General features: G+C 69.2%; 15 protein-coding genes. 2 read left to right on the forward strand and 13 right to left on the reverse strand.

Features of this window, described 5'->3' with window-relative positions; translation table 11 throughout:
- Positions 1 to 199 precede the first annotated feature (199 nt).
- The 3 genes from ACIQJ5_RS12570 to ACIQJ5_RS12580 form a co-directional block, all read right to left on the reverse strand.
- Positions 200 to 469: a GlsB/YeaQ/YmgE family stress response membrane protein gene (locus ACIQJ5_RS12570; protein ID WP_231092976.1), complete on the reverse strand. Its 270-nt coding sequence runs from the start codon at positions 467 to 469 to the stop codon at positions 200 to 202.
- 26 nt (positions 470 to 495) lie between these two features.
- Positions 496 to 990, reverse strand: a complete 495-nt coding sequence (locus tag ACIQJ5_RS12575) for a MarR family winged helix-turn-helix transcriptional regulator (protein ID WP_402844428.1) — start codon at positions 988 to 990, stop codon at positions 496 to 498.
- A 73-nt stretch (positions 991 to 1,063) separates the two neighbouring features.
- Positions 1,064 to 1,768 (reverse strand): hypothetical protein, encoded by a 705-nt coding sequence (locus ACIQJ5_RS12580; protein WP_231092974.1) that lies wholly within the window; start codon positions 1,766 to 1,768, stop codon positions 1,064 to 1,066.
- Positions 1,769 to 1,870: 102 nt separating this feature from the next.
- Between ACIQJ5_RS12580 and ACIQJ5_RS12585 the strand changes: the two genes are divergently transcribed.
- Positions 1,871 to 3,043 carry a glycosyltransferase gene (locus tag ACIQJ5_RS12585; protein WP_231092973.1) on the forward strand — a complete coding sequence of 391 codons (1,173 nt, stop codon included), beginning with the start codon at positions 1,871 to 1,873 and terminating at the stop codon, positions 3,041 to 3,043.
- Between the two features lie 53 nt (positions 3,044 to 3,096).
- On the opposite strand, the gene ACIQJ5_RS12590 is transcribed toward ACIQJ5_RS12585, so the two are convergent.
- From ACIQJ5_RS12590 to ACIQJ5_RS12635, 10 genes are all read right to left on the reverse strand, one after another.
- Positions 3,097 to 3,792 carry a response regulator gene (locus ACIQJ5_RS12590; protein WP_402844431.1) on the reverse strand — a complete coding sequence of 232 codons (696 nt, stop codon included), beginning with the start codon at positions 3,790 to 3,792 and terminating at the stop codon, positions 3,097 to 3,099.
- Between the two features lie 58 nt (positions 3,793 to 3,850).
- Positions 3,851 to 6,361 (reverse strand): ATP-binding protein, encoded by a 2,511-nt coding sequence (locus tag ACIQJ5_RS12595; protein ID WP_402844433.1) that lies wholly within the window; start codon positions 6,359 to 6,361, stop codon positions 3,851 to 3,853.
- An 84-nt stretch (positions 6,362 to 6,445) separates the two neighbouring features.
- On the reverse strand, positions 6,446 to 7,018 hold the full coding sequence (gene kdpC, locus ACIQJ5_RS12600; RefSeq protein ID WP_231092970.1) for a K(+)-transporting ATPase subunit C: 573 nt from the start codon (positions 7,016 to 7,018) through the stop codon (positions 6,446 to 6,448).
- A 38-nt stretch (positions 7,019 to 7,056) separates the two neighbouring features.
- Positions 7,057 to 9,177 (reverse strand): potassium-transporting ATPase subunit KdpB, encoded by a 2,121-nt coding sequence (gene kdpB / locus ACIQJ5_RS12605; protein WP_402844437.1) that lies wholly within the window; start codon positions 9,175 to 9,177, stop codon positions 7,057 to 7,059.
- 99 nt (positions 9,178 to 9,276) lie between these two features.
- Complete coding sequence (gene kdpA / locus ACIQJ5_RS12610; RefSeq protein WP_402844440.1) at positions 9,277 to 10,953, reverse strand: potassium-transporting ATPase subunit KdpA; 1,677 nt, start codon at positions 10,951 to 10,953, stop codon at positions 9,277 to 9,279.
- A gap of 61 nt (positions 10,954 to 11,014) precedes the next feature.
- On the reverse strand, positions 11,015 to 11,104 hold the full coding sequence (gene kdpF, locus ACIQJ5_RS12615) for a K(+)-transporting ATPase subunit F (RefSeq protein WP_402844443.1): 90 nt from the start codon (positions 11,102 to 11,104) through the stop codon (positions 11,015 to 11,017).
- Between the two features lie 283 nt (positions 11,105 to 11,387).
- Positions 11,388 to 12,665, reverse strand: a complete 1,278-nt coding sequence (locus ACIQJ5_RS12620) for a hypothetical protein (RefSeq protein ID WP_231092966.1) — start codon at positions 12,663 to 12,665, stop codon at positions 11,388 to 11,390.
- Between the two features lie 13 nt (positions 12,666 to 12,678).
- Positions 12,679 to 13,686 carry a hypothetical protein gene (locus tag ACIQJ5_RS12625; RefSeq protein WP_402844446.1) on the reverse strand — a complete coding sequence of 336 codons (1,008 nt, stop codon included), beginning with the start codon at positions 13,684 to 13,686 and terminating at the stop codon, positions 12,679 to 12,681.
- Between the two features lie 31 nt (positions 13,687 to 13,717).
- The gene (locus ACIQJ5_RS12630; RefSeq protein ID WP_402844449.1) at positions 13,718 to 14,014 is read right to left on the reverse strand and encodes a hypothetical protein; all 297 of its coding nucleotides are present in this window, start codon (positions 14,012 to 14,014) and stop codon (positions 13,718 to 13,720) included.
- A gap of 118 nt (positions 14,015 to 14,132) precedes the next feature.
- Positions 14,133 to 16,217, reverse strand: coding sequence for an APC family permease (locus ACIQJ5_RS12635; protein ID WP_402844452.1), 2,085 nt, complete (start codon positions 16,215 to 16,217; stop codon positions 14,133 to 14,135).
- Between the two features lie 442 nt (positions 16,218 to 16,659).
- Between ACIQJ5_RS12635 and ACIQJ5_RS12640 the strand changes: the two genes are divergently transcribed.
- Positions 16,660 to 17,742: a VanZ family protein gene (locus tag ACIQJ5_RS12640; RefSeq protein ID WP_402844455.1), complete on the forward strand. Its 1,083-nt coding sequence runs from the start codon at positions 16,660 to 16,662 to the stop codon at positions 17,740 to 17,742.
- Positions 17,743 to 17,961 lie beyond the last annotated feature (219 nt).

The following is a 17,961-nucleotide window of genomic DNA, read 5'->3' on the forward strand; positions in this document are numbered from 1 at the left end:
GGCCTGGTGTTGATTGCTCGGCGTCGTTCGCACGTCTGAGCCGGTGGGGCCGGCGGTGGATGTGTGGCTGTTGCTGGCTTGGTGTTGATTGCTCGGCGTCGTTCACACGTCTACCTCGGGCCCACAAACACGACGGTGCCGTGGGGGAATCCCCCACGGCACCGTCACGTTCGTATGTGCGTTCCTGCCGGAACCCGGGTCAGGCGTCCTTGCGGCTCTTACCCGTGATCAGCGACACGACCCAGACCACGATGACGGATCCGAGGATCGATGCCAGCCACGACCACGGCGAGAAGAAGCTCGTCATCACGTTGTCGCTGTCGGTGATCATGCCGACGATCCAGCCTCCGACGACACCGCCGATCAGACCGCAGATGAGAGTGCCGATCCAGCCCATCGACTTTCCGACGATGGCCTTACCGATGGCACCGCCGATGAAACCCAGAATGATCCAAGCGATGAATCCCATGATGTCCCTTTCCCGATCTGTTGTGATCACGTTCGAAGATCAGTGAGATCTTCCGCGACGGAGTGGAGGAAGCGAGCCACAGCGTTCTGCTCGTCCTCCGTGAGCTCGGCCGCGCGCGACAAGATGGCGTTCTGCACCTCTCCCATCGTTCGCGCGACGCGTTCCGCGCCCTGCTCGGTGATGCGCAGGGCGATGGAGCGACGATCATCCGGATGTGCGTCGCGGACCATGTCACCGCGACTCACCAGCCGGTCGATCATCGTGCTCATCGCGCTGTGCTTCATGCCGAGGAGCTCGGCGAGCTCGCGCTGACGGAGGACGACGCCGCGAGGCTCTGCAAGGAGCACCGTCTGCATCGCCGCCAGCTCACCGGAAGACAGCTTGAGCGCCGTGTGCATCTGCACGCGTACGCGCCGCTCGGCTTCCAGCAATGCCAGCATTCCGCTCATCACGGCGACCTGGCCGGCGGACTGCGCGGCGGGGAGCCGCGGGTCCTCGGTGTTCGTCGTGTTGAGCATCATCCCGCTCCTTCCGTCTGAAACATCTTGGCGCGAACAGTTCGAAAAGTCAACTGTTGCCGATCCGGATGTGTTCTTACGGGGTCGGCCCGGGGGTCGACCACGGCGACACCGGGGCGACGGTGACGACCGGCTGAGGCTCGATCGGGGTGCCGTCTTCACGGAAGTAGAGCGGACCGTCGGCGGGGAAATAGAACAGCGGGACCGACGTCGGCCCCTCGAAGGCGGGCAGCGATCGCCAGGTCGTCACCGTGTCGTCTTCGATGATCATCGACCTCAGCTCGCCCGCATCGCCGGCCACGCACGGGGAGTCGGCGGACACTTCGACCCGTCCGGCAGAGGGTATGACGGTCACCACCAGCCGCCCTATCGAGGCGTCTTCCGCGATGACATTCCACTCCGCACCCTGGCCCGTCCCGTACACCGGGGAGCTGCTTTCCAGCCCGGCGCGCGCGAACGCTTCTGTCGCACGTTCCTGCAGAGCGGCGGCGTCGGAGATGTCCACGTCCACGTCACGGCGATAGGAGAACATGTAGCCGAAGTCCCCGCTCCAGCCCCGACTGCACGCTATCGGAACGGCACCGTAGCCCCCCGTCGGCACGGTCCAGTCCCCGGGATGGATCGCCATCAGGACACGGTGCATGGTGGTCGCGGTGCTCAGGAACTGCTGCTGGGCGCTCTGGTAGAGCTCCACCCCGTGCAGCGTTCGGGCGCACCCGGTGAGCGATGTCAGCAGCAGGGCGATCGAGACGATGAGCGCCGTGCGGATGCGGTTCGCCATGCGGCGAGTATGTCATCGGCGCGGGACGCGCGGGCGACCACCGCGCGCAGGGGCTGTGGACTCCTCCCGTCGCCGCGGACTCGTTCCTGCGATCCTGTCCCGATGCCTTCCTCTCCTCTGCCCGATCGCGTCCTCGCCGTGCACCCGGGAGCAGAACAGTACGGCTCGGACCGCGTGTTCGCCGAGGCGGTGCGCGGGATGCTCGCGGCCGGCTCCGACGTCCGCGTGCTTCTGCCGCAGGAAGGTCCCCTCGCCGATGAGCTTCGGGAGGCCGGAGCCGACGTCCAGGTGTCGGATCTGCTCGTCCTTCGCAAGTCGCTGATGGCGCCCTCGGGATGGTCGCTGCTGGTGCGCCTCGCCCTTCATGAGGTTCGACGGGTCCGGCGGCTGATTGCGGAGCATCGCGCCGAGCTCGTCTACGTCTCGACCATCACGTTGCCGCTGTGGTGTCTGCTCTCCCGCCGTCGCGCGAGTGTGGTTCTGCACCTGCACGAAGCGGAGACTGCCGCCGGTGCCCTGGTGCGACGGGTGCTCGCGTTCCCCGCGCGCTCCGCCGATGTCGTCGTCTGCAACAGTCGGTTCACCCGCGACGATCTGCTCTCCAGCGAACCCGCCCTTTCTGCCCGCACCAGAGTGGTCCTCAACCCCGTGCCCGTGCCGTCCGGCGTCGCTCCGGCTCGGCAGAAGCTCGATGGCACCCTCCGGATCGGATATCTCGGCAGGCTCTCCCCGCGCAAGGGAGTGGATCTGCTGGTGAGCGCGCTGCCCGCCCTCGTCGAGGGCGGCATTGACGCCCGGCTGGACCTCGTGGGCGCGGTGTTCCCCGGCTACGAGTGGTACGAACGCGAGTTGCGCGCCGCAGCGCTGGAGCGGGGAGTCGCCGATCGTGTCCGGTTTCTGGGCTTCCGTTCGGATGTGGGTCCCTGTCTCTCGGACATCGACGTGCTGGTGGTCCCGTCCCGTCTCGACGAGGGTTTCGGGAACGTCGCCGTGGAGGCGGTGCTGGCCGGGCGCCCCGTGATCGTGGCGGCGCGAGCGGGGCTGAAGGAGGCGATCGCCGCTGTCCCGACGGCGCGGGCGGTCGAGCCTGACGACGTTCCGGCGCTCGTCTCAGCGCTGCGGCACGTCATCACCGACTGGCAGGCGATCGTCGCGTCCACCGGCGAGGCGAAGCGGGTGGTGGCAGAGCGGCATTCCACGTCGAGCTTCCACACGCGCCTGATCGATGCGCTCGCGGAGGCCCGAGACCGTTCCCGTGCCCGCACCCTCGGATGACGGACGACGTCGCCGTCACGGACGAGCGCACCGCGTCGTCGGCGTGCGTTCCGTCAGTTCGGTGATGCGGCGTCGAGAATCAGCCGGTAGCCCATTCCCGATTCGGTGAGCAGGTGGACGGGGCGCGACGGATCGCGTTCGAGCTTCTTGCGCAACTGCGAGATGTACAGGCGGAGGTACCCGGTGTCGCTCACCTGATCGGTGCCCCACAGCTCCTTGAGTAAGGCCTGTCGTGTGACGAGAGCGCCGGGGTGGCGGGCCAGGAACTCGAGCATCCGCCATTCCGTGGGAGTGAGATGCACCGCGATGTCCTCGCGGGTCACCACGTGGGCGGCGAGGTCCACCTCGACCGCGCCGAACCTCACCACGGGGTCGGTCGGCGTGATGGCCGGCTGGGCGCGGCGCGACACTGCTCGCAGGCGCGCCAGCAGCTCATCCATCTGGAACGGCTTGGTGACGTAGTCATCCGCACCCGCGTCGAGGGCGTCGACCTTGTCCGCGGACCCGGTCCGGCCGGAGACCACGATGATGGGAGCCGTCATCCAGCCGCGCAGTGCGTGGATCACCTCCACGCCATCCAGGTGGGGCATGCCGAGGTCCAGCATCACGATGTCCGGGTGCTCGGCGACCGCCTGCGCCACTGCTTCCTCTCCATCGGCCGCCGTCACGACCTCGTAGCCCTGCGCGCCGAGGGTGATGCGCAGCGCACGCACGAGCTGGGGGTCATCGTCCGCTATCAGGAGTTTCATGCACCCTCCGATGAGTGTCGTATGGCGGTGAGGAGAGGGGAGGCGGGAAGGACAGTCATCACTCGTCCGTCACCGAAGCCGCGGCTGCGGGGAGCGAGACCACCATGGTGAGCCCGCCGCCCGGGGTGGCCTCGGCCGTGAGCATGCCGCCCATGCCCTCCGTGAAACCGCGCGAGAGAGCGAGGCCGAGCCCGAGTCCGCTGCTGTTGTCGGTGTCGCCGTGGCGCTGGAACGGCAGGAAGATGTCGCCGAGCCGGTCGGGCGGCACTCCGGGGCCGTGATCGATCACCCGGATCTCCACCGTGCCGCGCAGCTCACTGGTGCTGAGGGCGATGCGGGTGCCCAGGGGCGTGTGGCGCTGGGCGTTGGCGAGGACGTTGACGAGCACGCGCTTGAGCAGCACGGCATCCGCCGCGACCGGCGGCAGGGCGGGATCCAGCAGCAGCTCGAGATCCGCCGGTGTGACGCGCAGTTCGTCGAGCGAGGCCAGGATGACCGAGCTCACATCTGTCGGCTCCAGCCGCACGGCGAGTGCCCCCGCCTGCACCCGGGAGACGTCGAGGAGATCGGTGACCAGGGAGGACAGTGTGCCGAGGCTCTCCTCAGCGGTTTCCAGCAGTTCCGCGCGGTCTGCGGGATCCAGACGCTCGCCCGCCGCGCGCAGTCCCCCCACCGCCGCAACGGCTGCCGCGAGCGGGCGGCGCACATCGTGACTTACCGCGGAGAGCAGGGCGGAGCGCACCTGATCCGCTGCCTCGATCGCGCCGGCGCGGCGGGCCTGCTCGGTGAGCTCTGCGTTCTCCAGCGCGCCGGACAACTGGGCGGCGATGGCTCCGAGCAGGCGCTGCTCCGATGCATCCAGTCGCGCGCCGTGCACCTCCAGCACGGCCTGCGGTCCGGATCCGATCTGGACGCGGACGTCCGGCTCCTCCGATCCGCGGACGGGTTCGCCATCTGTCGCCAGCACCGCACCCTCGGGGGACACGAGGCGCACTCCGGCGGCACCCAGGGCCTCGCGGGTGCGTGAGACCAGCGCGGGCACGGCGCTCTCACCACGCAGCACGGAGCCCGCGACGGTGGCGAGCAGCTCCGATTCCGCCGCCGAGCGCTTGGCGGATCGCAGCCGTCGGGCGGCTTGGTCGACGATGGCGCTCACCAGGATCGCGATGATGACGTACAGGCCCAGAGCGAGGGCGTGCAGAGGGTCGGCGACGGTGACCTTGTACAGCGGCGCCACGAACAGGAAGTCCAGGGTGACGCCGGACAGGACGGCGGCGAACAGCGCGGGCCAGATGCCGCCGATGAGGGCAACGACCACGACCAGCAGCTGATAGCCGAGCACCTCCGAGGTGATCGCCGCTTCGGTGTGGAATGCGGTGAGGAGCCAGCTGAGCACCGGACCGCCGATGAGCGCAACGACGAATCCGAGGACGACCCGGCGGCGGCTGAGCGCACCGCGGGCCATGCGGGGAAGCCGGGTGGCGCCGCCCGCTTCGGGGTGCGTGACCATGTGCACGTCGATCTCGCCGGACTCGCGGATGACGGCGGCTCCGATCCCCGGGCCGGTGAACGCCGTGGCCAACCGTCCCCGGCGGCTCGCGCCGAGCACGAGCTGCGTTGCTTCGACCGAGCGCGCGAAGGAGACGAGCGCGCGGGGGATGTCATCGCCGACCACCGTGTGGAAGGAGCCGCCCAGACTCTCCACGAGGGTGCGCTGTGCGGACAGCAGCGAGGGATCCGAGCTTGACAGCCCATCCTGCCCCGAGACGTGTACCGCGATCAGCTCGCCACCCGCACCGCGCGCGGCGATGCGAGCGCCGCGCCGCAGGAGCGTGTCTCCCTCGGGTCCGCCGGTGAGGGCGACCACCACCCGCTCGCGGGTCTGCCAGGGGGCGTCGATGCCCTGCTGCTCGCGATACTGAGCCAGCGAGCTCTCGACCTCGTCGGCGAGCCACAGCAGCGCGAGTTCGCGCAGTGCGGTGAGGTTCCCGAGCCGGAAGTAGTTCGAGAGAGCGGCATCGATGCGCTCGGCCGGATAGACGAAGCCCGCGGAGAGCCGGTCGCGCAGCGCCTGCGGCGCCACGTCGATCACCTCGATCTGGTCGGCGCCGCGCACCACCGCGTCCGGAACGGTCTCGGCCTGCGAGACGCCGGTGATCCGGCGCACGACGTCGCCGAGCGATTCGATGTGCTGGACGTTGACCGTGGTGATCACGTCGATGCCGGCGTCTCGCAGATCCTCCACGTCCTGCCAGCGTTTCGCGTTCGTGGAGCCGGGGGCGTTGGTGTGCGCGAGCTCGTCGATGAGGGCGACATCCGGGTGTCGCCGCAGCACGGCTGCCACATCCAGCTCCTCCAGGGTGACGCCCCGGTGCTCGACGCGCTGGCGGGGGATCCGCTCGAGCCCTTCGGTGCGTGCCGTGGTCATCGCGCGGCCGTGGGTCTCCACGACACCGATCACCACGTCGCGTCCTTCGTCTCGAAGACGCGCCCCCTCGGTGAGCATCTCGACGGTCTTGCCGACACCCGGGGCCGCACCGAGCAGGACGCGCAGATTTCCGCGCTTCACCGCCGCGCTCCGTCCGGCGCGGCGGGTGTGCGGGTCGCGTCGGGCAGGACCCGCAGGCTCGCCTGCTTCATCCGTCGTCCTCCGCTATCGTGCCGACGCGTCCAGCGCCCGGTTGAGCTCGAGCACGTTCACGCGCTCGTCGCCGAGGAATCCGAGGTCCCTCGGCCTGATCATAGACCGCACGAGCTCGCGCACCACCGACTCGTCCAGTCCGCGGGCCGCCGCGACCCCGGGCACCTGGGAGAGCGCGTTCTCCGGCGAGATATCGGGGTCGAGACCGGAGCCCGACGCCGTCAGTGCGTCGGTCGCCGTCGCCCCGCTCGCCTGTCGATCGCGGATCGCATCGGCGAGCTCCGGGTTCTCCGGGCCGAGGTTGCTGCCGCCGGACGCGAGTGCGTCATAGCCGGACGCGGATGGACGCGACTGGAAGTACTGCGGCAGGGGCTTGCCCGATTCGTCGGTGAAGGACTGGCCGATGAGCGCGGACCCGACAACCGTGCCGTTGTCATCCCGCACCAGCGAGCCGTTCGCCTGGGCGGGCATCGCGAGGCCGACGAGCAGCATGAGGGCGGGGTAGGCGAGTCCGAGGATGACGGTGAGGACGAGCATGGCCCGGAGCGCAGTGGCATGGGTACGAAGTGTCGTGCGAACAGACATGGTGGAGATTCCTCTGGATCAGAGAGTGGGAGGGGGCTTCAGAAGCCGGGGATGAGGCTGACGACGAGGTCGATCAGCTTGATCCCGATGAAGGGCGCGATCAGGCCGCCGAGTCCGTAGACGAGCAGGTTCCTGCCCAGGAGCGATGCCGCACTCGCGGGACGGTAGCGGACTCCGCGCAGTGCCAGCGGGATGAGGATCACGATGATGATCGCGTTGAAGATGATCGCCGACAGGACCGCGGACGCCGGCGAGTGCAGGCCCATGATGTTCAGCGCGGCGAGCCCGGGGAAGGCTGTCATGAACAGCGCGGGGATGATGGCGAAGTACTTGGCGATGTCGTTGGCCAGCGAGAACGTGGTGAGCGCGCCGCGGGTGATGAGCAGTTGCTTGCCGATGCGGACGATGTCGATCAGCTTGGTGGGGTCGGAGTCGAGGTCGATCATGTTCCCCGCCTCCTTCGCCGCCGAGGTGCCGGTGTTCATCGCCACCCCGACATCGGCCTGTGCGAGCGCCGGGGCATCATTGGTGCCGTCACCGGTCATGGCCACCATGCGGCCGCCCTCTTGCTCCCGCCGGATCAGCTCGAGCTTGTTTTCGGGTGTCGCTTCCGCGAGGACGTCGTCGACGCCGGCCTCGCGTGCGATGGCGTGGGCGGTGAGCGGGTTGTCGCCCGTCACCATCACCGTACGGATGCCCATGGCTCGCAGTTCGTCGAACCGCTCGCGCAGTCCTTCCTTGACGACGTCCTTCAGGTGGATGACGCCGAGAACGTCCCCCGAGCCGTCTGCACGGAGCACGGCCACGGCCAGCGGGGTGCCGCCATCGGAGGCGATCGCGTCGGTGTGCTCCGTGAGCGCCGCGTCCGCCGTATCGGAGAGCGTCACGCCCTCCGATGTCAGCCAGGCGCGCACCGCGGAGCCGGCTCCCTTGCGGATGCGCGTGCCGTCGCGGAGATCCAGGCCGCTCATACGTGTCTGCGCGGTGAAGGGAACCACTGCCGCCTCGCCGTCGTCCGTGGCGTGCACGCCCAGCTGCTCCGCGAGGGCGACCACCGAGGAGCCCTCGGGTGTGGGGTCGGCGAGCGAGCTGAGAGCGGCGGTGCGGACGAGGTCGCCCTCGCCGATGCCCGGCAGGGGGATGAAGCGCACGGCACGGCGGTTGCCGTATGTGATCGTGCCGGTCTTGTCGAGCAGGAGCGTGGTGACGTCTCCGGCCGCCTCGACGGCCCGCCCCGACATGGCCAGGACGTTTCGCTGCACCAGCCGATCCATTCCGGCGATGCCGATGGCACTCAGCAGGGCGCCGATGGTCGTGGGGATGAGGCAGACGAGGAGCGCGATCAGCACGGCGAGCGATACGGGGGAGGTGACGGCGGATGCGATCGGATTCAGTGTCATGACCACCACGACGAACACGAACGACAGGCTCGCCAGGAGGATGTTGAGCGCGATCTCGTTCGGGGTGCGCTGGCGGGCGGCGCCTTCCACGAGGGCGATCATGCGGTCGACGAAGGTCTCGCCCGGCTGCGCAGTGATGCGCACGACGATGCGATCGCTGAGAACGCGCGTGCCTCCGGTCACGGCCGAGCGGTCGCCACCGGATTCGCGCACGACCGGGGCGGACTCTCCCGTGATGGCCGACTCGTCGACGGTGGCGATGCCCCACTCGACGTCGCCGTCGCCGGGGATCAGCTCACCGGCCTCGACGATGACGCGGTCGCCCACCTTGAGGTCCGTCGAGGCCACCTCCGTGACGGTGGTGGCGAAGGCGCCGGGGTCCGTGGCGTCCGGTGACACCACGCGTCGCGCCGTGGTGGTGGCGCGGGTGCGCCGCAGTGTGTCGGCCTGAGCCTTGCCGCGCCCCTCGGCGACGGATTCGGCGAGGTTGGCGAACAGGACCGTGAGCCAGAGCCACGCGGCGATTGCCGCGGTGAAGCCGACGGGGCCGTCGCCACCGAGGAACGGCTCCGCGACGGCCAGCACCGTCGTGAAGGCAGCACCGGCCCAGACGAGCATCAGGACCGGGTTACGCCATTGCGTGCGCGGGTCGAGTCGCCGGAAGGCGCCGGGAAGTGCGGCGCGTACCTGCTGCACGCTGAACGTGCGTGCCGGTGCGGTACGAGGCGTTGCGGCGGGGTGATCGGTGATCACAGCCATGTCAGAAGAGTCCTTCCACGGGATTCCGGGGTGAGTGCCGGTGAGGGTGTGGGGCGCGGGTGCGCTGTCGGTGTCCGGGGATCGGTGATCACGGCCATGTCAGGCGAGTCCTTCCGCGAGGGGACCCAGCGCGAGCACCGGGAAGTAGGTCAGCGCGGTGACGATCACGGCCACTCCGATCAGGAGGCCCACGAAGAGCGGGCGGTGGGTCGGGAGGGTTCCCGCGGTCGCCGGAGCGGGGGACTGCGTAGCAAGGGCTCCGGCGAGGGCGAGCACGAACACGATCGGGATGAACCGGCCGAGGAGCATCGCGACGCCCAGGGCATTGGCCAGCCACGGTCCGGACGCGGTCAGACCGGCGAAGGCGGAGCCGTTGTTGTTGGCCGCGGAGGTGAACGCGTAGAGCACCTCACTGAGGCCGTGGGGACCCGGGTTCAGCATCGCGGATCCCGTGATCTCGTCCCGCACGCCGGGGATCGCGAAGCTGAGCGCGGTTCCGGCGAGCACGAGGGTGGGCACCACGAGGATGTACAGGCTCGCGAGCGTGACCTCCTGCGGTCCGAGGCGCTTGCCGAGGTACTCCGGGGTGCGGCCGATGAGCAGCCCGCCGACGAACACCGCGATGACGGCGATCACGAGCATGCCGTAGAGTCCGGAGCCGACTCCGCCGGGCGCGATCTCGCCGAGCATCATGTTCAGCATCGGCATCATGCCGCCGAGGGCCGTGTACGAGTCGTGCATGGCGTTGACGGCACCGGTGGAGGTGAGGGTGGCGGCGGAGGAGAACAGGGTGGAGCCGAAGATGCCGAAGCGGGTCTCCTTGCCCTCCATCGCCCCTTCCGCAAGCTGCGGTGCGGTACCTGCGGCACCCGCTTCGAGCAGCGACAGCGCGACGAGCGACACGACGAAGATCGTGGCCATCGCCGCGGTGATCGCGTAGCCCTGGCGGCGATCGCCGACCATCACGCCGAAGGTGCGGGGGAGCGCGAACGGGATCAGGAGGATCAGGAAGCACTCGAAGAGGTTGGTCCACGGTGCCGGGTTCTCGAACGGGTGGGCGGAGTTGGCGTTGAAGAAGCCGCCGCCGTTGGTGCCCAGGAGCTTGATGACCTCCTGGGAGGCGACCGGGCCGCCGGGGATGGACTGTGTCGCGCCGGCGAGGGTCTGTGCGGTGGTGACGGCGGTGAGGTTCTCGATGACGCCGCCCGCGATGAGGATCGTGGCGCCGATGACGGAGATCGGCAGCAGCACCCGATAGGTGCCGCGGATGAGGTCGACCCAGAAGTTGCCGATCACTCCGGTGCCGCGTGCGGCGAATCCACGCACGAGGGCGACCGCCACGGCGATGCCGACGGCGGCGGACACGAAGTTCTGCACCGCGAGTCCGCACGCCTGGACGACGTATCCGACCGTCGCCTCGGGGGAGTAGGACTGCCAGTTCGTGTTGGCGACGAACGATGCTGCGGTGTTGAAAGCGATGGGCTCGGAGACGGCGGGAAGCCCCAGCGACGCGGGAAGCCACTGTTGCGTCCGCTGCAGCAGGTAGACGAGCAGCATGCCGACGACGGAGAAGGCCAGCACTCCGCGCAGATACATCGGCCACGACTGCTGGGCGTCGCCGTCCACACCGAGCAGCTTGTAGGTGCCGCGCTCGATGCGCAGGTGGCGCCGTGCGGTGTAGACCCGAGCCAGCAGATCGCCCATGGGCCGGTGGGTGATGACGAGAAGGGCGACGAGGGCGAGCGCCTGCACGATGGCGGCGGCGGTGGCGGGCATCAGCTGAGCTCCGGCGTGAGGGTGCGGGGGACGACGAGGGTGCGCGGCGGCAGGATCATCATCAGAAGCGCTCCGGCTTCCACAGCGCGACGACGAGGTAGACGAGCGCGGCGACGGCGAGGACGGCGGCGATCGTGGAGAGGGCGATCATCGCTTCTCCACCAATCGCGCGACCACAGCGACGAGCGCGAAGCACGCGAGCGTCAGCAGGACGGAGAAGACATCGAGCATGATCTTCCTTTGAATCGGAACGGATGCTTCGATGCTTCCGCCCTCTCATGCACGGTGCACGGGGCCCTCACGGAATCCACACGGCAGCGCCCGGATCCCTGACGGGTCCCTCACACGGAGCGCTCAGCTCGTCACTGCACGGCCGGAGACCCGTCGCACCGCGCCTCGTGATGTGCGCGCCGCGGGCGGCCTGCGCGGGGTGGCTATTGCGCCGCGACCCACGCCTGCCAGGCGTCTGGGGTGAGAGCTGGATTCTGCGCCTGCGCCACCGTGAAGAGGTCCGCACCGGAGCGCTGCGCATCCACCGCGAGCCGCCAGGCGTCGCCCCCGCTCGCCTGCACGAAGCCGTAGACCGACCCCGCAGCGCCGTATCCCAGCCACGCGTCTGATGCACGCAGAGCGTCGTCGGAGAAGGCTTCCGTTCCCGCGCGGGCGACGGCATCCTTGACCTCGGGGCGGCGGTAGGTGAAATCGTCGGCGCCCGAATCGGCCGTGGCCCACTCGGCGAAACCCTCCATAACGGCCACAGACGGCTGGCTCTCGCTGGTCGGCGCCGCGGTCAGGTGCAGGGCGTGCAGGAACTCATGTGTCAACGTCTCCGATCGCTGGTCGGCGCTCAGCGGACCCACAGCCACGATCGTGCCGCTGCTGGCATCCCCGGTGGCGATGCGCGGGTCCAGCCAGGGCGCCGGGGACGGTGGCCGATAGGTCGGCATGGCGAATCCGGCCACGTCCATGTCCCACTGCTGGCCGCCGCCGAACTGCCAGCGCGAGAGCCGCGCGGAGTCATCGGTGATCGCGGCCACGAACCCGTCCATCGGAACGTCGCCGCCGAGCTTGCGGACCTCGCTCAGCGCCATCTGCGCCGACGCTTCGGCCTGCGCGAGATTGGCGTCGACCAGAGCCTGCTCGTCGGCCGCCCCGAACAGCACCACGTGCTCCGACCGGGCCGCATACAGTGGTCCTTCGTCCCACGGCATCGGCTCGGTGTAGGGGGTGATCGACGAGATCAGGTCGCCATCCCACTCGACATCGTAGTAGAACCCCTGGATCAGCTGGAGTCCGGCATCGTCGGCGCCGCTGCCGCGCTCCGGGTGGGCGGCGAAGGCAAGCTGGGCGCCGAGGATCACGGTGTAGTCGTCCCACGGTGAAATCGCCGCGACGTCCCAGCCGATCGTGCTGGTGCCGTCCCACCAGGTGGCCAGCTGTGTGGTGGCTTCACCAGTGGTGTGCGAGAGGAAGGCGTCGCGGTCTTTGGCGAGCATCGCCTGGTTCATTCCGTCCCATATGCTCTGGTGGCGCTCGTCGCTGGACGGATCACGCTCGGGAACCAGCGGGGGCTGGGTGGCGACGATTCCCGGGACCTCGGCGACCGTTCCGGTTTCGACCTCGTGGGGCCAGGTGATCGCGGTGAACGCACCGGCGATCGCCAGCGCGATCACGCCGGCCCCGGCCCACACCGTCTTCGCGCCGCCCTTCACGACCGCACCCCCGTCATGACTGCGCCCCGGCGATGCCGACGAACGCCCAGCCGTAGTCCTGCGTGCTGACGAGCACCGCGACCAGATTCTGCTCGCCCGCCGTGAAGCGGTACTGCACGAGTCCGACGTCCTCCGGATCGCCGGGCAGCGCGGGAATCTGGGGCAGCTCGGAGTACTCGCCCAGCACCGGGAAGGTCGCCGCGATCGCGGCCGCATCGAGTCCTGCGGCGACCGCGACGGCCGATCCGCCGAGGGCGCAGGGGGAAGCGAGCGTGCCGGTCGTGCGTGCAACCGTCGAGAGCGCGACCATGGCCTGCAGCGGATCGGAGCAGCTCTCGTTCTCGGCGACGACGGAGGACTGCGCGCCGGACGCGGTCAGCGAGCCGAGGGCCCACGGCGCTACCGCCGTCGGGTCCTCGCCCGCGCGCGACTGCTCCGGCTGGTCGGATCCGTCGTAGTAGAAGGCCCGCACGAACAGGCCCTGAGCGTTGAGGACCGTGGTCGATGCGTCGGGCAGGGTGAGCGTCGTGGCGAGGTAGGCGTCGGACACATCGGCGGGGCGATCCTTGTCGATCAGGTCGCCGTTCGCGCGCCACGGCGCCACGGTGATCTCCGTGCTGCGCGTGACGCCCAGCGCGTCCAGCGCGGCGGCGTCGCCGGCGCCGGGGCGTGAGCCGGCGTCGGTGAACTGGGCGGCGAGTGCGGGCACGAGATCGTCCCTCCAGGCATCGCCGTCGGCGTCCAGGTGTGTACCCAACGCGGCGGCGACGTCTTCCAGGGGTGCGCCGGGGAACATGTTGGCCCGCGCCGTGGCCGACGCCGCCCACATTCCACCGCATCCCGCGAGCACGATCAGGACGGTGGCGATCGCGGTTGCGACGGTCGACCCGCGGGGCCCGCTTCGTCGCATCGGTGCGGACAGCACCCCGGCGCCCCCGAAGCGCAGTGGGCGCTGGTGGCTTCCGCGCGGGTCACCGGGCGTGGCGGGGGAAAACCCCGGTGCTCCCTGATGCGGCATCATCGCGATCCCCTCCGCCTCTGACGCTCACATCCTACGCAGTGGGCTCGGACATGCCGCGCCGGCCGCCCACGTCCGAAGCTGTCCGATGCGGCCGCGCGACGGGGCGGGAGGCCAGTGCGGCGAGGCACACTCCGATCACCCCGACGACGAAGGCCACAGCGCCGACGATCACGCAGACGATGGCGGCCGCCGGCGGCTGATCAGGCGACCCGTCCTCCGCCAGCGCGGTGAAGACGACGCTCCCGCCCAGACAGCACAGGGCGAGGCCGAGGACGGCGAGCCCGACGAGCAGCATGATCGTTGCGGGGTGGCGAAGGGCGCGTGCCATGTCCTGTCCTCATCCTCGAAAAAGTGACCCCCTGTGGATGAGATGTCCGTTCACACGGAAAAGGTTCACGAATTCGGCGATGAGTTTTCTGACGGGCTCACGCGAGCACCGGCGCGGGTCAGCTGTGATCGGGCGGGCCGCCGGCCCGGGTGGCCCGCCGTGGCTCTGCGGCGGGGAAGGGCTGGCCGGAGCGCTCCTGTCCGGGCATCACGCGTGAGCGGCGGCCGTAGATGATCTCCGACGAGTCCAGCAGCCAGGGGACCAGGGTGATGGTGACGCCGTGGACCAGCATCAGCTGCTGCGCCATCCGCTTGGCCCTGCGGTTGTGCAGCACGCTCTCCCACCAGTGCCCGACGATGTACTGCGGCAGGTAGACGGTGACCACCGACGGCCCGTGCTTCTCGCGGAACTGCTTGATGAACATCGCCACCGGAGCCGCATAGAAGCGGTACGGAGACTCCACGACGGTGAGCGGAACGGGCATCCGCTTGCTATCCCAGTCCGCGAGCAGCCGCTCGGTCTCGGCGGGATCCGCCGAGACGTGAACCGCGAGCAGCGTTCGGTGGTTCGCAGCGAGTGCGTAGTCCAGCGCCTTGAGCACCGGCTTCTGCAGGCGGTTGACCAGAACGATCGCGACGTCGCCCTGCGCGCCGAAGTGGGGGACGTCGGTGACGGTGATCTCCGCCTCGACGTCGCGGTAGTAGCGGCTCACGCCGATCATCAGGATCGACAGCACCGGGATCGCGAGGAACACGAGCCAGGCGCCGTGCGTGAACTTCGTGATGGTCACGATGACGAGCACGAGCGAGGTCATCGTCGCACCGGCGGAGTTGATGATGAGGCCCTTCACCGCCTCGTGCCGGGTGAAGTCGGTGCTGCGCTGATGCTCGCTGCCCGCAGGCAGCTCCTCCCGCATCTCGCGCAGGACGCGGCGCCAGTGGCGGACCATGCCGATCTGGCCCAGCGTGAACGACACGAAGACACCGATGATGTAGAGCTGGATCAGCGTGGTGAGGTTCGCCTGGAACACCAGCAGGATCGTGATCGCCCCGATGCCGAGCAGGATCATGCCGTTGCTGAACACCAGGCGGTCACCGCGGGTGTTCAGCGCCTTCGGCGCGTATCCGTCGCGGGCGAGGACGGCGCCGAGGAGGGGGAAGCCGTTGAACGCGGTGTTGGCCGCGAGCAGCAGCACGCAAGCGGTGGCGGCCTGGATGATGAAGAACGGGATCGACCCGCCGCCGAAGACGGCGGCCGCAAGCTGGGCGATGAGGCTCGGCTGCGGCTGCGTGCAGTCGAAGCCCTGCAGATCGCACGGGTTCTCCGCGTAGTGGATTCCGCTGATGAGGGCGAGCGCGACGAGTCCCGCGAACAGGCATCCCGCGATCGTTCCCATGATGGCGAGGGTCGTCTGGGCGTTGCGGATCTTGGGGCGGCGGAACGCCTGGACGCCGTTGGAGACGGCCTCGACTCCGGTGAGCGCCGAGCAGCCGGAGGAGAACGCGCGGAGCACCAGGAGGACCACGGCGGCGTTGGTCAGCGAGTGCACCTGCGAGGTGTAGTCGGCGCTGGAGGCGACAGGAGCGTCGCCCAGCACCGTGCGTGCGAGGCCGACGACGATCATCACGCCGACCGAGCCGATGAAGATGTAGGTGGGAACGGCGAAGACCGACGAGGCCTCGCGCACGCCGCGGAGGTTCATCAGGATGATGAGCACGACGAACCCGATGGCGAGTTCGACGCGCCAGGGGTTCAGCACCGGGAGCGCGGAGATGATGTTGTCGACGCCGGAGGCGACAGAGACGGCGACGGTGAGCACGTAGTCGACGAGGAGGGCCGCGGCCACCACGACGCCGGCCTTCTCGCCAAGATTCTTCGATGCCACCTCGTAGTCGCCGCCGCCCGACGGGTAGGCCCGGATCAGCTGGCGGTAGCTGAGCACCACCACGACGAGCAGCAGGACGACCGCCGCGGCGACCCAGGGGGCGAACGAAAGGAACGCGGCGCCGCCCAGCAGCAGGATCATCATGATCTCCTGCGGTGCGTAGGCGACCGAGCTCAGCGCGTCGGAGGCGAAGATCGGCAGCGCGAGCTTCTTCGGCAGAAGCTGGTCGTCCGCCTGCGTGGACGTCAACGGCTCCCCGAGGATCCAGCGCTTGGCGCTGGGTCGGGGACTGGCGGGATCGCGAGTGTCATTCACCACGGACGTAGAACCTACGCGTTCCTGACGGCCGATGATGCGTAATCACGGGAATCCTCACGAGATCCTGACGGCTGTGGTGTGCGCTGCGGTCCGACGTGTGCCCTGGATCCTTCGCGGGTTGTGGCCCTGGAGTTGTTCGCGGGGTCGTGGGATCGTTCGCGGGTTGTGTCTCGGATCCTTGGCGGGGGTGCGCCTTGGATCGTTCGCGGGGTTGTGTCCCGGACCGTTCGCGGGGTTGTGTCCCGGACCGTTCGCAGGGGCGTGGGATCGTTCGCGGGGATTGCGTCCCGGACCCTTCGCGGGGATTGCGTCCCGGACCCTTCGCGGGGGTTGCGTCCCAGGACCCTCGCCGGATTGCGCCCCGGATCGTTCGCCGGGATGACCCGGCTACGCCTCGCGGGCGACGCGGCGGCCGGGCCCGGCCAGCGAAGATGGATATGTCATGAGCAATCAACTTCTGTCCGGATTCATCGCACTCGGAGCGGGCGGACTGCTCGGCATCCTTCTCTTCGTCCCCTTCGTGGCACGGGTCTATCGTCGTCGCGGTCGGCTCACGGCGGGGATGTTCCTGCTGTGGTCGGCGGCGCTGGTGTACTTCTGGGCGATCTGGACCTACACGCTGTTGCCGCTTCCCGACGGGCCGATCGAGTACTGCGCCGGGGCGATCCTCAATCCGATGGACGCGGTCCACGACGTGCAGAAGGCCATCGGGGAGGGCGGGAACGTTCTGCTCAGCGCGGCTGTGCTGCAGCTGGCCTTGAACGTCTTGCTGTTCGTGCCGCTCGGGTTCTTCATCCGGGTGCTCGCGGGCCGCGGCATCGTCCTCGCCACTGCCGTCGGCTTCGGGGTGTCCTTGTTCATCGAGCTGACTCAGCTCACGGGTGTGTGGGGTGTCTACTCGTGCGCCTACCGCTTCTTCGACGTCGCGGACCTGATCACCAACACGGCCGGGGCGTTCATCGGAGCGGTGATCGGGCTCGTGATCCCAGCTCGCCTGCGGGGCGGCCGGGAGCTGCCGGGTGCCGATCTGCCGCGGCCCGTGACGCGGGGGCGGCGTCTGCTGGCGATGGTCTGCGATGCGCTGTCGTTCTGGGTGATCGGCGCCGGTGCGGCGGTGGCGATGCAGCTGGCCTTCTCGCTGCTGAACGGTCACCGGGTCACCGAAGCGCAGACGGTGATCTCCTCGACCGTTGCGAACGTCCTGCCGCTCGTGCTCTGGACAGTCCTCATCCTCGCCACCGGCCGATCCGTCGGCGACCACAGTGTTCAGCTGGCCTATCGCGGTCCGGGCAAGGAGTTCCCGTCGCGCGTGCTGCGTCTGCTGTCGGGAATCTCGGGTGCCGCGCTGCTGGCGCTGATCCCCGGGGCGGGCGAGCTGCTCTCCGGTGCGTTCTGGCTGGTGACTCTCATCCTCACGTTCACGACGGATGGCCGCGGTCTTCCCGGCCTGCTGATGGGTCGCCCGCTCGTCGATGCTCGCGAGCGGAGTGCCGAGCGGCCTGCGCGGATCACGCACGCCGCGTAACTGCCACCCCGGATCCCGATGACGCAGTGCACACCCGATGTGCACATATGTCGGGTGAGGCACGGCTCTGCGCCCGGCGAACCGTGGAGCGCTCATGAGCGCGCCCACCGGCAGCGGTTCGGGAGAGTTCGGTGCAGGTCGTGATTCGCGGCGGGCACCGTGGGCGTCGTGGCGGGATGAGTCCCGTACGGGCCGGGATTCGCGGCGGGTGCCGTGTGG

The organism is Microbacterium sp. GXS0129, from assembly GCF_044769785.1.
Lineage (GTDB): Bacteria > Actinomycetota > Actinomycetes > Actinomycetales > Microbacteriaceae > Microbacterium > Microbacterium nymphoidis.

Excerpts from the sequence above, each read along its gene's own strand:
- ACIQJ5_RS12590 (WP_402844431.1), bottom strand. The coding sequence starts at position 3,792 with ATGAAACTCCTGATAGCGGACGATGACCCCCAGCTCGTGCGTGCGCTG.
- ACIQJ5_RS12580 (WP_231092974.1), bottom strand. The coding sequence starts at position 1,768 with ATGGCGAACCGCATCCGCACGGCGCTCATCGTCTCGATCGCCCTGCTG.
- ACIQJ5_RS12625 (WP_402844446.1), bottom strand. The coding sequence starts at position 13,686 with ATGATGCCGCATCAGGGAGCACCGGGGTTTTCCCCCGCCACGCCCGGT.
- ACIQJ5_RS12630 (WP_402844449.1), bottom strand. The coding sequence starts at position 14,014 with ATGGCACGCGCCCTTCGCCACCCCGCAACGATCATGCTGCTCGTCGGG.
- kdpF (WP_402844443.1), bottom strand. The coding sequence starts at position 11,104 with ATGATCGCCCTCTCCACGATCGCCGCCGTCCTCGCCGTCGCCGCGCTC.
- ACIQJ5_RS12585 (WP_231092973.1), top strand. The coding sequence starts at position 1,871 with ATGCCTTCCTCTCCTCTGCCCGATCGCGTCCTCGCCGTGCACCCGGGA.
- ACIQJ5_RS12570 (WP_231092976.1), bottom strand. The coding sequence starts at position 469 with ATGGGATTCATCGCTTGGATCATTCTGGGTTTCATCGGCGGTGCCATC.
- kdpA (WP_402844440.1), bottom strand. The coding sequence starts at position 10,953 with ATGCCCGCCACCGCCGCCGCCATCGTGCAGGCGCTCGCCCTCGTCGCC.
- kdpB (WP_402844437.1), bottom strand. The coding sequence starts at position 9,177 with ATGGCTGTGATCACCGATCACCCCGCCGCAACGCCTCGTACCGCACCG.
- kdpC (WP_231092970.1), bottom strand. The coding sequence starts at position 7,018 with ATGTCTGTTCGCACGACACTTCGTACCCATGCCACTGCGCTCCGGGCC.
- ACIQJ5_RS12575 (WP_402844428.1), bottom strand. The coding sequence starts at position 990 with ATGATGCTCAACACGACGAACACCGAGGACCCGCGGCTCCCCGCCGCG.
- ACIQJ5_RS12640 (WP_402844455.1), top strand. The coding sequence starts at position 16,660 with ATGAGCAATCAACTTCTGTCCGGATTCATCGCACTCGGAGCGGGCGGA.